The 14,292-nt window shown below is 71.7% G+C and carries 13 protein-coding genes; 11 read left to right on the top strand and 2 right to left on the bottom strand.

Annotation, left to right across the window (positions count from 1 at the left end; translation table 11 throughout):
• The first annotated feature begins 434 nt into the window (after nt 1-434).
• Nucleotides 435-1,439 carry an ATP-dependent DNA ligase gene (locus ACIBBA_RS13205; protein ID WP_396696815.1) on the top strand — a complete coding sequence of 335 codons (1,005 nt, stop codon included), beginning with the start codon at nt 435-437 and terminating at the stop codon, nt 1,437-1,439.
• Between the two features lie 147 nt (nt 1,440-1,586).
• Here ACIBBA_RS13205 and ACIBBA_RS13200 read toward each other — a convergent pair whose 3' ends face one another.
• Entirely contained in the window at nt 1,587-2,327 is a 741-nt protein-coding gene (locus tag ACIBBA_RS13200; protein WP_396696813.1) for a hypothetical protein, read from the bottom strand.
• 58 nt (nt 2,328-2,385) lie between these two features.
• On the opposite strand from ACIBBA_RS13200, the gene ACIBBA_RS13195 reads away from it, so the two are divergent.
• A complete protein-coding gene (locus ACIBBA_RS13195; protein ID WP_396697048.1) occupies nt 2,386-2,886 on the top strand; it encodes an STAS domain-containing protein in 501 nt (166 codons plus the stop codon).
• 187 nt (nt 2,887-3,073) lie between these two features.
• On the opposite strand, the gene ACIBBA_RS13190 is transcribed toward ACIBBA_RS13195, so the two are convergent.
• Complete coding sequence (locus ACIBBA_RS13190) at nt 3,074-4,258, bottom strand: LLM class flavin-dependent oxidoreductase (RefSeq protein ID WP_396696811.1); 1,185 nt, start codon at nt 4,256-4,258, stop codon at nt 3,074-3,076.
• An 888-nt stretch (nt 4,259-5,146) separates the two neighbouring features.
• Between ACIBBA_RS13190 and ACIBBA_RS13185 the strand changes: the two genes are divergently transcribed.
• From ACIBBA_RS13185 to ACIBBA_RS13145, 9 genes are read left to right on the top strand one after another with little or no spacing between them, the layout of a single operon-like run.
• The gene (locus ACIBBA_RS13185) at nt 5,147-5,389 is read left to right on the top strand and encodes a hypothetical protein (RefSeq protein ID WP_396696809.1); all 243 of its coding nucleotides are present in this window, start codon (nt 5,147-5,149) and stop codon (nt 5,387-5,389) included.
• Entirely contained in the window at nt 5,382-6,710 is a 1,329-nt protein-coding gene (locus ACIBBA_RS13180) for an aminopeptidase P family protein (RefSeq protein ID WP_396696807.1), read from the top strand. The genes ACIBBA_RS13185 and ACIBBA_RS13180 overlap by 8 nt, the downstream gene beginning before the upstream one ends.
• A 32-nt stretch (nt 6,711-6,742) precedes the next feature.
• Entirely contained in the window at nt 6,743-7,648 is a 906-nt protein-coding gene (locus ACIBBA_RS13175) for a dihydrodipicolinate synthase family protein (protein ID WP_396696805.1), read from the top strand.
• Nucleotides 7,645-8,646 carry a proline racemase family protein gene (locus tag ACIBBA_RS13170; RefSeq protein WP_396696803.1) on the top strand — a complete coding sequence of 334 codons (1,002 nt, stop codon included), beginning with the start codon at nt 7,645-7,647 and terminating at the stop codon, nt 8,644-8,646. Before ACIBBA_RS13175 ends, ACIBBA_RS13170 begins: the two co-directional genes overlap by 4 nt.
• The gene (locus ACIBBA_RS13165; protein ID WP_396696801.1) at nt 8,643-9,335 is read left to right on the top strand and encodes a GntR family transcriptional regulator; all 693 of its coding nucleotides are present in this window, start codon (nt 8,643-8,645) and stop codon (nt 9,333-9,335) included. The genes ACIBBA_RS13170 and ACIBBA_RS13165 overlap by 4 nt, the downstream gene beginning before the upstream one ends.
• A complete protein-coding gene (locus ACIBBA_RS13160; protein ID WP_396696799.1) occupies nt 9,332-10,489 on the top strand; it encodes an NAD(P)/FAD-dependent oxidoreductase in 1,158 nt (385 codons plus the stop codon). The genes ACIBBA_RS13165 and ACIBBA_RS13160 overlap by 4 nt, the downstream gene beginning before the upstream one ends.
• Entirely contained in the window at nt 10,486-10,779 is a 294-nt protein-coding gene (locus tag ACIBBA_RS13155) for a (2Fe-2S)-binding protein (protein WP_396696797.1), read from the top strand. The genes ACIBBA_RS13160 and ACIBBA_RS13155 overlap by 4 nt, the downstream gene beginning before the upstream one ends.
• Nucleotides 10,772-12,262 carry an NAD(P)/FAD-dependent oxidoreductase gene (locus tag ACIBBA_RS13150; RefSeq protein WP_396696796.1) on the top strand — a complete coding sequence of 497 codons (1,491 nt, stop codon included), beginning with the start codon at nt 10,772-10,774 and terminating at the stop codon, nt 12,260-12,262. The genes ACIBBA_RS13155 and ACIBBA_RS13150 overlap by 8 nt, the downstream gene beginning before the upstream one ends.
• Complete coding sequence (locus ACIBBA_RS13145) at nt 12,255-13,784, top strand: aldehyde dehydrogenase (NADP(+)) (RefSeq protein WP_396696794.1); 1,530 nt, start codon at nt 12,255-12,257, stop codon at nt 13,782-13,784. The genes ACIBBA_RS13150 and ACIBBA_RS13145 overlap by 8 nt, the downstream gene beginning before the upstream one ends.
• Nucleotides 13,785-14,292: the final 508 nt, after the last annotated feature.

The raw sequence follows: 14,292 nt of genomic DNA, 5'->3' as shown, positions 1-14,292 counted from the left end.
CCGAGATGCGAGCACCTGGCAATCAATCGGATGTCGTCCGGAGCCCAGTCCCGCATCTTCACGTCTTTCCTGACGTCGCAGCTTCGCGCCGCGGCAGGCGTCACGATCCCTTGCCGCAGGCGTCGGCTGCAGGACCACCGGTTGCAAGCATCCACGTGGCTGCGGCTATGTGTCCCAGTTCTATTGAGCAGGCAGCGCTGGGTCGCACGCCGAAGGCCGCGACGAAACGGTAGTCGTACGGTGTCGGGGCGACACGGCGCTGTACCGGCGGCATTCGTTGTCGCGGATCTTCGCCCCTGTCGGGTGGCTTCTCCCTCACGCTGGCGTGGGGGGCGGAAGATGAGGAGCGTTCACGGCCGGCGCGGGCGGTGAGCCCTGCCCGGCGCCGTGCAGGGCCCGCGGCTGAGCGGGTGCTGCGGCGGCCGGTGGCGCCGATGCTTGCCGCGCCGGTCGACGAGGTGCCCGAGGGCCCCGGCGTGGTGCACGAGCCGAAGTGGGACGGGTGGCGAGCGATCGCCTTCCGTGAGGGTGACGGGGTGTTCCTCCAGTCCCGGGCCGGCCGGAACTTGAGCACCTACTTCCCGGACATCACCCGGGCGATCCGAGAGAGCATCCCGGCCGGGGTGGTGCTCGACGGAGAGCTGGTGGTGTGGGAGCGCGGTAGGACGAACTTCGCGCAGCTTCAGCGGCGGGTGAGCGCCGGTCGCGCGTTGCTGCGCCTGGCCCGCGAGTGCCCCGCGCACCTGGTGGTGTTCGACCTGCTGGCCGATGACGGCGGCGAGGTCACCCTGGAGCTGCCGCTGTCGCAGCGGCGGGCCCGGCTGGGCCGGCTGCTCGCCGACGCGCCGACGCAGCTCACCCTGACGCCGCAGACGGCCGATATGCGGCAGGTGTCGGAGTGGTTGGCGCACTGGACCGTCGCGGCGGGCATCGAGGGGGTGGTGAGTAAGCGGCTGAGCGGCCGTTACGAGCCCGGTCGAAGGGGCTGGTGGAAGTACCGGACCCGGATCACCACCGAGGCGATCGCCGGCGGGGTGACCGGCAACCTCTCCAGCCCGGACACCGTGCTGCTCGGCCGGTTCGATCGCCGAGGAAAGCTGCGGTACACGGGGCGAACGCATCCGCTGAATGCAGGCCAGCGGGAGGAACTCGGCGCGCTGCTGTCGCCGCCGCGAGCAGCGCGGCGCCGCGCGGTGCCCGTGGCGCACCCGTGGCCGCAGCCGTTACCCGCGTCCTGGTCAGGGCAGCTCGACCGGCCGGAGCCGCTGCCGTACGTGCAGGTGGAGCCGACGGTGGTCGTGGAGATCGAGGCGGACGTCGCGTTCGAGCATCAGCGATGGAGGCACCGGGTGCGGTATGCCCGGGCCCGGCCCGACATGTTGGTGTCCGACGTGCCGCTGCTGCTCGGTGAGGAGGAGGGCTACTTCGGCGAGATCTAATCCGTTGGTCCGACGAGGAAAGCCTCGTGATGAATCATGGCCACTGTCGGTGCTGCTGCAGTTCCCTCGGAGCCGCCTCGACCGTCGGCTCGAACTCGGGAGTGGGTAACTCTTCTCACGACGTGCTCGACGTTGGGGTTCATGTCGCTACGCCACCATGCCGGTGCGGCAGAGCAGCTTGAGTTGGTCGAGCGTGAGCTCTTGCGTGCGGTCCGCGGCTTCGCTGCTGATCCAGGAGTGGACCTTCCGGTTTGGCAGCTCAGCAGAGGTCCCGGGGGACACGTCGGCGCCTTCCGAGCGCACGATCTTTTCGATCATTCGAGCCAACTCCGTGGGGCCCCCACCCCGATATCCCACGCTGTACCCGGCGCCCTGTTTCTCGGGCAGGATGTGCAGGTTGCCCCGGTCACTGCGCACCCAGATCATGTCCGCTTCCCGGTCGATGACGAGAGCGTCGAGACGTTCGCCGTCGGCAAGGCAGAGCGGCGCGTAGGTGAGGTGCTGCCAGGTCTCGTGGTTGCCGCTGACCGTGCGGTAGTGGTGCGCGGCGACGGGGAGCCAGGTCAGCGGATCACGGTACGTCTGCCAGCAGACACATCCGTCCCGCGCGACGGCGGCGGGCGAGTCGGGATCGTCGTAGACGCAAGGTTGCCACAGGCGCGGCGCGTCGCTCTGGCCGACGAGGGTGACATGCAGGGCGTCGGGATCGCAGGGGGTCAGCCGCTCGATCCACTCTGCGGCGTACCGGCTCCCGGAGGCGTCGAACCGCTGCGAGGCGTTGAGCGCGCTTCCCGCTCCCATCGGAGGCTCGATATGCAGAACGAAGTGCCAGTAGCCCCTTGCCGGGTCGTGCGTCAGGTGCAGGTCGCGCTCGAGCGGGTACGCCATCAGGGCGCTCCTTCCTGGCGCGGGAGGCAGCAAAGTGATCAGCGCCGCACACACGGTAATGCGAGAGTGCGGAGTTAGCCACCGTAGGACCAAACGCCGGCAGAGCGAAGCTAGTCAGCATGGTTATCGCCTGACCTGGCCGGTGGCGGCTGCCGCGGTTACCGTTCGAGTTGGCGCCCGGAGTGCCACGTCGAGGCCGGCACCGCCGCACGCAAGCTCTGTCCCCTTCGGCGCCGGATCGATGGTGCTACCTCGGCCGGCTCTCCTAGCGTCCTTCGCGGGGCGGGGACTGAGTCCTTCGATGGACGATGCCATTGGTCGCGGCGTGCTGCGATGCGACTACCGGGACGTAGGGGCAAGCATTCGGTATGTCGCCCTGAGCGGTGAAGCCGACTTAGCTACCGCCGATCAGCTTGAGGACGACCTGAGGCGCCTGCTGGCTCCCTCTTGGGTGCTCCGTCTCGCTCTCGACCTGACAGCGCTGCGGCATCTCGATTGTGCCGCGCTCGCCGCGCTGCTGGCCGTCAGGGAACCGCCTTGGCGCGAGGCCAGGAGATAGCCATCATTGCCGCCGTCGGCGCGCCAGCGCGCGTCCTCGTGCTCAGTATGGTCGGCGAGCTTTTCGAGTATCCGCCGCTGTCAGGACGCATCGCTCAAATTCCCACTGCGGGGGGATACGCGAACCCTCCCGGTTCGATGGGCGTCAAACTCGGCTGAGTGGCAGTGGCGAAGTACCAGTGCGACGGTCACGACACAGCCGCCGACTGGCGCGGCTTCGGCTGGGGCGGCGTGGCGAAGGGCACCTGGGCCGGGGCGGCTTCGGCCCAGTCACCCTGGGGATGCGTCCACAGTCCGCGGTCGCGCAGGTTCGGCAGGACACCCTCGCCGAACCAGTACGCCTCCTCCAGGTGCGGGTAACCGGAGAGGATGAACTCGGTGATACCCAAAGCGTGGTACTCGGCGATCCGGTCTGCGATCTCGCCGTGGCTGCCTACCAGCGCGGTGCCGGCGCCGCCCCGAACCAGGCCGACGCCGGCCCACAGGTTCGGTGCCACCTCCAGCCGGTCCCGTGCACCCCCGTGCAATGCGATCATTCGCCGCTGCCCCTCCGACTCGCTGCGCGCCAACCCGGCCTGCACGGTGGCGATGTCCTCGTCAGGGATGCCGGCGAGCAACCGTCGCGCCTGTGCCCACGCCTGCTCACTGGTGTCGCGGGCGATGACGTGCAGGCGGATGCCGTATCGCAGCTGCCGGCCGGCCTCGGCGGCCAGCCCGCGGATCCGGGTGAGCTTCTCCGCCACCTGCTCGGGCGGCTCGCCCCAGGTGAGGTAGACGTCGCTGTGCCGGGCGGCGACGGGGCCGGCGGCACCGGACGACCCGCCGAAGTAGATCTCGGGTGCCGGGTCCGGGCGGGCGGCCAGCCGAGCCTCCTCGACCCTCAAGTGAGCGCCGTGATGGGTGACTGTCTCACCGCGCCACAGTGCGCGGACGATGTGCAGGAACTCGTCGGTGCGCGCGTATCGCTGGTCCTTGTCGAGGAAGTCGCCGTACGCCCGCTGCTCGTGTGATTCGCCGCCGGTGACAACGTTGAGTAGCAGCCGCCCCCGGGACAGGCGTTGGAACGTCGAGGCCATCTGCGCCGCCAAGGTCGGTGAGATCAGGCCGGGCCGGAACGCGACGAGGAATTTCAGCCGCTCGGTCACCTCGGCCAGCATCGCCGTGGACAGCCAGGCGTCCTCGCACCACGCGCCGGTCGGAGTGAGCGCGCCGGCGAAGCCGAGCTGCTCGGCACTGCGGGCGATCTGGCCCAGGTAGGCCACCGTCGGCGGCCGGGCGCCGCCCGCCGCGCCGGCCGGCAGTCCGTGGCCGCCGCCGACGATGTCCCGGCTGTCCCCGTTGGTGGGGAGGAACCAGTGGAACGTGAGGGTCATGATCTCTCCGATCAGCGCGGTCCGTACGGCGGACAATACCTATCTCTCCTATCGGTTCAATAGGGTATTGTGGTCGATCTGACATCTATGGCGATTCGGCGAGAGCCGTGCCTCGGTTCGCCGTCCCACCGCGCCCGGCGGCGAGTCCGGTGTCGACGAGCGTGACCGGCGGGATCGGGTGTGGGTCCCAACGCCGGCGAGGGCGCCGCTCACCTGAGAGGAGAGCAACGGCGAACCCGGTGTCGACGGGGTTCCGCTCACGCCGATGCGCCAGGTCCCGCCCGGGACGTCCCCCACCGGCAGTGACCGGGAGGTCCTGCGGGTGCTTAGGGGCGGCCAACGAGCTGGAGCCGGACCGCCCGAGTGGTCGCCGCTGGCGCCAGTTCCGGTCGTTGAGCTGGAAGAACAGCCGCTTCATCCACCAGCCGGGAGAGTTGCGCTGCTCGACGTCGATCGGCACGCCGCACGCCTCCTCGGTAAGCGATCGGCTGTGGCTAATCGACGGCTTATTAGCGGATTAAATCCGCCATAACCGGCGCCCGAGTGTCAGGCGGCGCCGATACTGTTCACCGCGCGGAAGGCCGGGGTCCGAAGGACTTCTGCACCCGGCCGCCCGAGGCAGTGAACGCCGAGGGCAACGACCCGGGCCTTCCGTCCAAACCTCGGTCCGCGTTCGGGTCGCGGCCCGCTGCCGGCGCCGCCCGTATCCCCACAACGGGCGGCGCCCGGCCTTCACCGGATCCGCTTCGCGGCGTACGCCTCACGCCGGCGCGGCTTCACGCCGACGGCGATCGCGTCTTGGCACGTGAGCTGTCCAAGCCTAGGGTCAGTGCAATGCCACACGTTACTGGCGGTGCTGATTGCGGCGGAGCAAACCCTATTCTCCCGGTGGCCGGCGCCGTCTACCACGACGACATGTACGTGGACGCCGGCCTGCAACTGGACACCGCGTCGCGGGTCGGCAACGTCCGGACGTGGATCACCAACGAGTACGAGCACGACGGCGTCCACGAGGACGACCGGGTCTTCGCCCGGCTGACCGAGCTGGTCCGCGAGGCGGGCGGCGGTGTCACCGACGCCTGGGGACCCGACCGGGACCCGTCCGGCCAGGAAGGAGTTCCCGTTGCGTGACGGCAGGCCGCCGAAGCTGTCCGAGATCGCGTCGTTCACGGCGTACATGAACACGGGCTGGGGTGTTCCCGACCGCACCCCGCCGGTCGTGCCGGGCGCCGCCGAGGCGGCCGCCGACCACCGGGCCCGGCTGGCCGAGGCGCTTCCCGGCCGGACTGTCGTGCTGGCGTCGGGGCAGGCCCCCGTGCGCAGCAACGACACGACGTACGACTTCCGTCCGGACAGCGACTTCTTCTGGCTCACCGGCTGCGCCGTCGAGAACGCCGCTGTGGTGCTGCGCGGCGGTGCCGCCACGCTCTACCTGCCGCCCCCCGCCCGCCCTGGCGACCCCGGCTTCTTCACCGATGCCCGCCACGGTGAGCTGTGGGTCGGTGCGGCGCCCGCGCCGGCCGACTGGGCGCGGGTGCTGGGCGTCGAGGTCCGGCCGCTCGCGGAGCTCACCGAGGAGGTGACCCGGGACGATGAGGTAGGTCGGACCCTCGCCGAGCTGCGCATGTACAAGGACGAGTGGGAGATCGGGCAGCTCCGGGAGGCGGTGGACCGCACGGTCGAGGGTTTCGCAGCGGTTGCCCGGGAGATCCCGACCGCGGTGGCGGGGCCCGGCGAGCGGTGGCTGCAGGGCACCTTCGACCGGTACGCCCGGGCGTACGGCAACGGCCCCGGCTACACCACGATCGTCGGCAGCGGCCGGCACGCGCCCACCCTGCACTGGGTGCGCTGTGATGGCCCGGTGCTGCCCGACGAGGTGCTCCTGCTCGATATGGGCGTCGAGGTGAGGAGCCATTACACGGCCGATGTCACCCGCACGCTGCCCGCGTCCGGGCGGTTCTCTCCCGTCCAGCGGCAGGTGCACGACCTGGTGGAGCGGGCCCACCGGGCGGGGCTGGCGGCGGTCGGCCCGGGCAGCCGGTTCACCGACTTCCACCATGCCGCGATGGAGGTGATCGCGCGGGGGCTGGCGGATTGGGGCCTGTTGCCCGTCTCGGTGGACGAGGCGCTGTCCGACACCGGGCAGCAGCACCGGCGCTATCTGGTGTGCGGCATCGGCCATCATCTGGGGCTGGACGTGCACGACTGCGGCCGTGCCTCGCAGGAGGCGTACCAGGGTGCGGTGATGGCGCCCGGCATGGTGCTCACGGTCGAGCCCGGGCTGTACTTCCACGCACACGACCTGACCGTGCCTCCCGAGCTGCGCGGGATCGGCGTGCGCATCGAGGATGACCTCCTGGTCGCGCAGGACGGAGTGGAGGTGCTGTCCCGCGCGCTGCCGATCGAGGCCGACGGTCTGGAGAAGTGGATGGCAGCCACCCAATCCATGTGACATTGCACTACCCGATCGCCCGAGGAGCCAGGATGACCACCCCCGCACAGCCATGGCGCGGCGTACACGTCGCGACGGCGCTTCCCCTGCACGATGACCTCTCCGTCGACTACGACGCGTACGCCGAGCACGTCCGGTTCCTCGCGGCCGCCGGCTGCGACGGCGTGACGCCCAACGGCTCGCTCGGCGAGTACCAGACGCTGACCCTCGAGGAGCGGGCGCGCGTCGTCGAGACGGCCGTCCAGGCCGCCCACGCCGGATTCGGCGTCATGCCCGGCGTCGCCGCGTACGGCGCGCTCGAGGCCCGCCGCTGGGCCGAGCAGGCCGCCGCGGCCGGAGCCACCTCCGTGCTCCTGCTGCCGCCGAACGCCTACCGCGCCGACCGCCGGGCGGTCGTTGCCCACTACCGCGAGGTCGCGCGGGCCGGACTGCCGGTCGTCGCCTACAACAACCCGATCGACACCAAGGTCGACCTGACTCCCGCGCTGCTCGCCGAGCTGTTCCACGAGGGCCTGGTCGTCGGTGTGAAGGAGTTCACCGGCGACGTCCGCCGGGCCTACGAGATCAGCGAGCTGGCGCCCGGCCTGGACCTCCTGGTCGGCGCCGATGACGTGCTGCTCGAACTGGGCATCGCCGGGGCCGTCGGCTGGATCGCCGGCTACCCGAACGCGATCCCGGAGAGCACCGTGGAGCTCTACCGGCTGGTCACCTCCGGCGACCCCGCCGACATCGCCAAGGCGGTGCCGATCTACCGCGACCTGCACCCCCTGCTGCGCTGGGACTCCCGGACCGAGTTCGTCCAGGCGATCAAGCTGTCGATGGACGTCTGCGGTCGCACGGGCGGCGCCTGTCGTCCACCGCGCCTGCCGCTGCCGCACGACGTGGCGGCCAGGATCACCGGTGACACCGAAGCCGTCCTGGCCAAGGGGTACAAGTGAGGTCCCGCCGCACGTTCCATGCCGTCGACTCGCACACCGAGGGCATGCCCACCCGGGTCGTTGTCGGCGGCGTGGGGACGATCCCTGGGGCCACCATGGCCGAGCGCCGGCTCTGGTTCATGCAGCACAGCGACGACATCCGCACGTTGCTGATGTACGAGCCGCGCGGTCACGCCGCGATGAGCGGGGCGATCCTGCAGCCGCCGACCCGTCCCGACGCGGACTACGGCGTGCTGTTCATCGAGGTCTCCGGGCTGCTGCCGATGTGCGGCCACGGCACGATCGGGGTCGCCACGGTCCTCGTCGAGACCGGGATGGTGCCCGTCGTCGAGCCGGTGACCACGATCCGGCTCGACACCCCCGCCGGGCTGGTCGTCGCGTCCGTGGACGTACGCAACGGCGCGGCCGAGTCGGTCACCATCCAGAACGTCCCGTCGTTCGTGCACGCGCTGGACCGGAAGGTCGAGGTGCCGGGCTTCGGCCAGGTCGGGTACGACATGGCGTTCGGCGGGAACTTCTACGCGATCGTCGAGCTCGCGGACCTGGGACTGCCCTTCGACCGCTCCCGCGCCGGCGACCTGCTGACCGTCGGTCTGGCGATCATGGATGCGGTGAACGAGCAAGACCGGCCGGTTCACCCCGAGCGCGACGACATCAACGGCTGCCACCACGTCTATCTGAAGGCCCCCGGCTCGACGGCCCAGTTGTCGCGGCACGCCATGGCGATCCACCCTGGCTGGTTCGACCGGTCGCCGTGCGGCACGGGCACGAGCGCGCGCATGGCGCAGCTGCACGCGCGGGGCGAGCTGGGCATCGGCGAAGACTTCGTCAACGAGTCGTTCATCGGCACCCGCTTCACCGGGCGGCTGCTCGGCGAGACCACGGTCGGGTCACACCCGGCGGTGCTGCCGTCGATCACCGGCCGGGCGTGGGTCACCGCCACCGCACAGTTCCACCTCGATCCCACGGACCCGTTTCCCGCGGGGTTCCTGCTGTGAGTCCGACGCCCGTCCCGGATCTGCCCGGCATCGGTCGCCGGGAGAACCTGCGCGACCGGATCCGGGAGGCTCTGCGCGCCGGGATCATCTCCGGCAAGCTGGAGCCGGGCGTGGTCTACTCGGCTCCGGCGTTGGGCGCGCAGCTCGGCGTCTCGGCGACGCCGGTGCGGGAGGCCATGCTCGACCTGGTGAAGGGAGGCCTGGTCGTCGCCCACCCCAACAAGGGCTTCCGGATCACCGAGATGTCCGAGGAGGACCTCGACAACCTGGCCGCCGTGCGGCTGCTCATCGAGCCGCCCACCGTGCGCGACGCCGTGGCGGTGATCCCGAAGGAGGACTTTCCCGAGCTGCGGGCCCGCGCGCAGGCCATCGTGGACGCGGCGGAGAACGGCAACCTGCTCGGCTACATCGAGGCCGACCACGTGTTCCATCTGACTCTGCTCGCCTACAGCGGCAACCGCTTCCTGGTGGACGTCGTGTCCGACCTGCGCTCGCAGACCCGGCTGCTCGGGCTGACCCCGCTGCTGGAGAGCGGCAGGCTGGGCAGCTCGGCCGCCGAACACCACGAACTCCTGGACTTCGTCGAAGCCCGCGACGCGTCCGGGGCCGAGCTGCTGATGCGCCGCCACATCGGCCACGTACGGGGCCTGTGGGCCGGCGGCGCCGAGCGAAGCACAGCGGTGAGATGAGCGTGGACCTCGTGGTCGTCGGGGCGGGCGTGGTGGGCGCGGCCAGCGCGTACTTCTCGGCCCTGGCGGGGCTGCGGGTGCTCGTCGTCGAACGCGGCGCGATCGCCGGCGGCACCTCCAGCGCGGGCGAGGGCAACCTGCTGGTGTCCGACAAGGAGGCCGGCCCCGAACTCGACCTGGCGCTGTACTCGCAGCGGATCTGGCGCGAGGACCTGGCGGAACACGGCGACCTGTGGGAGTTCGAGTCCAAGGGCGGCCTGGTCGTCGCGGCGTCGGAGCAGAGCCTCGCCTCGCTGCGCGCGCTCACCGTGCATCAGCGCCGGTGCGGGGTCGAGGTCCGCGACGTCGCGGCGGCCGAGTTGCGCGACTACGAGCCGCACCTGTCCCCGCGACTCGCCGGAGGCGCCCACTATCCGCAGGACGCCCAGGTCCAGCCGATGCTGGTCGCGGCCCACCTGCTCCGGCTGGCCCGCGAGCACGGGGCCGAGGTGCGTACGAACACCGAGGTGACGGGCTTGCTGCGCGCCGGCGACCGGGTGAGCGGCGTGCGAACCCCCGGCGGCGACATCCCCGCCGGCGCGGTGCTCAACGCCGCCGGCACGTGGGCCGGCGCGGTCGCCGGCCTCGCCGGGGTATCCGTCCCCGTGCTGCCCCGGCGCGGCTTCATCCTGGTCACCCAGCCGATGCCACCCCGCACGATCCGCCACAAGGTGTACGCCGCCGAGTACGTCGGTGACGTGGCCAGCTCCGACGCGACCCTGCAGACCTCACCGGTCGTCGAGGGAACCGCCGGCGGCACCATCCTCATCGGCGCGTCGCGCGAGCGCGTCGGCTTCGACCGGACCGTGTCCGTCACCGCGATCAGCACGCTCGCGGCCAAGGCGATCGCGCTGTTCCCGATGCTGCGGCAGGTCCGTGCGATGCGCACCTATTTCGGCTTCCGCCCATACTGCCCCGATCACCTACCCGTTCTCGGTCCCGACCCGCGTGCGCCCGGCCTGTGGCACGCCTGCGGCCACGAGGGCGCCGGCATCGGCCTGTCCGCCGGGACCGGCAAGCTGATCGCCCAGGCGCTCCTAGGGCAGCGGACCGACCTCGACCTCACGCCGTTCGCCCCGGACCGGTTCGCCGACGCCGAGGAGGCGGCCCGATGACCCACCGGTTGACCTTCCGCGGCACCGAGGTTGCGGCCGAGCCCGGCCAGAGCGTCGCCGCCGCACTGGTCGCCGCCGGCATCCTCGACTGGCGCACCACCCGCCGGGGCGGCAGGCCCCGGGGACTTTTCTGCGGCATCGGCGTCTGCTTCGACTGCCTGCTCACCATCGACGGCGTCCCCGACCAGCGCGCCTGCCTGGTCACGGCCGCGGACGGCATGACCCTCGGCGACGACGCCGACTCACAGGACCCCGGCTCACCGGGGGAAGACGATGCCGCCAATGCATGACGTCGCCGTGGTCGGCGCCGGCCCGGCCGGCCTCGCGGCCGCCGTCGAGGCGGCCGAGGCCGGGCTCGCCGTCGCCCTGCTCGACACCGCCGGGCAGCCCGGCGGGCAGTACTGGCGGCACTACGACGAGACCCACGACCGCCCCGCCGATCGCGTCGGCCACCACGGCTGGCCGATCTTCACCGGCCTGCGCAACCGCCTGGAGGACCTGCGCGCCGCCGGCCGGATCCGCTACCTCCCCGGCCATCAGGTCTGGCTCATCACCCGCGACGAGGGCGGCGCGTTCACCCTCCTGATGACGGCCACCGCCTCCACCTGCGCCGGCAGTGGCATCGACCGGAGCCTCCTCGCGCGGGCGCTGATCCTGTGCCCGGGAGGCTACGACCGGCAACTGCCCGTCCCCGGGTGGGACCTGCCCGGTGTGATGACCGCCGGGGGAGTGCAGGCCCTTCTCAAGGGGCACCGCACCACCGCGGGGCGACGCGCGGTCGTCGCCGGCACCGGCCCGTTCCTGCTGCCCGTGGCCACCGGCCTCGCGCGGGCCGGCGTAACCGTCGCGGCCGTCGTCGAGGCCAACGCAACGCTCGGGTGGCTGCGCGACCCGGTCGGCGCGATGTCCGCGCCGGGCAAGGCCGTCGAGGCACTGCAGTACGCGGCGCTGATGGCCCGACACCGCATCCCGTACCGGACGAGGACCGTGGTCCGTAAGATCCTCGGTACGGACCGCGTCGAGGCGGTCCGGACCGTCCGGGTGGACACCGCCGGCCGTCCGACCGGGCCGGAGCAGGAGATCGCCGTCGACCTCGTGGCGGTCGGCTGGGGCTTCACTCCCTCGCTCGAACTGCCGCTCATGCTCGGCGCCGAAACGGTGCAGGACACCGACGGGTCCCTCGTCGTGGCCGTCGACGACCGTCAGCGCAGCAGCGTCGACGGGCTGTACGTCGCCGGCGAGGCGACCGGGGTGGGCGGGGCGATCCTAGCCGTCCACGAGGGACGGCTGAGCGCGCTCGCCCTCGCTGCCGCACTGGGCCGCCCGGCCGATCCGGCCGCGACGAGGCGGTTGCGCGGCGCCGTGCGGCGGGGGCGGCGGTTCGCCGCCGCCATGCAACGGACCTACCCGGTGCCGGGTGCGTGGCCGCAGTGGCTGTCGGAGACGACGCTGGTGTGCCGCTGCGAGGAAATCTCCTACGGCGACCTGCGCCGGGCGTACGAGGACCTCGGCGCGGAGGACGCGCGCACGCTGAAGATGCTGGCCCGGCCGGGAATGGGCTGGTGCCAGGGACGCGTGTGCGGCTTCGCCACCGCCGCGATCGCGGCCCGGCTGAGCGGACGTGCGACCACGGCCGACGACTTGAGACCGCTGGCCACCCGCAGCCTCGCCGTGCCGGTGCCCCTCGGCGAACTCGCCGACCTGGCCGACGAGACGACGCCCGTCGAGACGCTGGAACACCCGACGAGAGAACGAGGACGAGACGGTGAGTGACGTACTGAGCATCGATCCGCGTACCGGAGAGACGCGGGCCCGCGTCGCGACGGAGTCGACGGCGGCGGACGTGGACCGGGCGGTGCGCGCAGCCGCCGCGGCCGGCGCGGCACTCCGCGACCACGCCGCGCGGGCGGACCTGCTGCGCACGGCCGCCGCGCTTCTGCAGAAGAGCGGCGAGGAGATCGTGGCGACCGCCGACGCGGAGACGGCGCTCGGCAGCGTACGGCTCTCCGGCGAACTGGCCCGCCCGTGCTACCAGCTCTGCGTGTTCGCGGACGTGGTGGACGCCGGCGCGTACCTCGACGTGATCATCGACCACGCCGACCCGCAGGCGCAGCCCGCGCCCCGGCCCGACCTGCGACGCTACAAGGTGCCGCTCGGCGTGGTCGCGGTCTTCGCGGCCAGCAACTTTCCGCTGGCCTTCAGCGTGGCGGGCGGTGACACCGCGAGCGCCCTGGCCGCCGGATGCCCGGTCGTGGTCAAGGCGCACCCCGATCATCCGGCCACCTCCGCCCTGTGCGCCCGGATCCTGCGCTCGGCGGCGGCCGAGGTCGGGCTGCCCGAGGACGTCGTCCAGCTGGTCCACGGCTTCGACGCGGGTCCGGAACTCGTACGCCACCCGATGACGGCGGCGGTCGGGTTCACCGGCTCGGTGCGCGGCGGCCGCGCGCTGTTCGACATCGCAGCCGCCCGGCCGCGGCCGATCCCGTTCCACGGCGAGCTGGGCAGCCTCAACCCCGTGGTGGTGACCGCCCGGGCGGCCGAGACCAGGGCGGAGGAGATCGCGGCGGGACTCGCCGCCTCGTACACCCAGGGTCTGGGCCAGTTCTGCGTCAAGCCCGGCCTCGTCCTGCTCCCCGAGGGACCGGCGGGCGACGCGGTCGTCGGGGCGGTCGTCACGGCGGCGGTCCCGTCCGGGCCGTTGCTCGACCCGCGCATGCGCACGGCGTTCCTCGACGGCGTCCGCTCCCGCGTCGCCCTCCCCGGCGTAACGCAGCCGTTGACAGCGGGGGAGGCCGGCGACGACGGGACGCCGCTGGCCGTACGGCCGGGTGTGTTGACGGTCGCGGCGGCGCGGCTCGCCGAGGGCGGGCCCTACGAGGAGCTGCTGGAGGAGTGCTTCGGACCGGTCACCGTGCTGGTCCGCTACGGCTCGACGGCCGAGCGGGACGCGCTGCTCGCCGGCCTGCCGGGCAACCTCACGGCGACCGTGCACCTGGCCGCCGACGAGCGGGACGGCGCAGCGGCGGAACTGGTCACCGCGCTGAGCGCGATCGCGGGACGGGTCGTCGTGGACGGCTGGCCCACGGGGGTGACGGTTTCCCCGGCCATGCAGCACGGCGGGCCCTACCCCGCCTCGACGAGCGGCTCGACCTCGGTGGGAAGCACCGCGATCGAGCGTTGGCTGCGCCCGGTCTGCTACCAGACCACCCCGGACCCACTGCTGCCCCCGGAGCTGCGGGAAGCCAACCCGCTCGGCCTGCCCCGCGTGGTCGATGGCGTTCGCACGGCGCGGTAGCCCGGCGTCCGGCCGAACGCGCCGTTATTGGCAGGTATCGCCTGCTGCTGTCACGGGTGGACCTCCTCGAGGTTATGCCCGCAGGTAGCGGTCGCTATGGAATAGCCGATGGTGGCTGCCGTCAGCACGAGGCCGACACCGACGCCGAGAGCTGCCGCGCCTTTGATGGACAGTTTAGTTCGCCAAACGAACACGGCCGTCACTGCAGATCTTGAGGCCGCTGATGGCCGGCCGCCGAGGGAGCGCGTCGGTCGATGAGGATCCGCAGCAGGGCGAGTTGTTCGTCGTTGACCACCGGGCGCAGCCCGGCCATGCGAGTGCCGACCAGCGCGACGCAGTGGGCGTCGAGTTTTCGTCAGACCTTCGGGGCTTCCCAGGTGGTCAGGCCTAAAACCCTTATTTACCAGGTCCTAACAGTTCCTCAATCTCCGACACAGCAGCGACTCTTTCGTCGCCCGGCGCTCCGCGCGATCCTGGGTTTTGGTCGAAAACTGGCCTCTTCGAGAGT

Origin of the sequence: Micromonospora sp. NPDC051006, assembly GCF_044456245.1 — a bacterium.
GTDB lineage: Bacteria > Actinomycetota > Actinomycetes > Mycobacteriales > Micromonosporaceae > Micromonospora.
The sequence above is the reverse complement of the archived record's forward strand: the minus strand, read 5'-3'. Positions and strand labels throughout refer to the sequence as shown.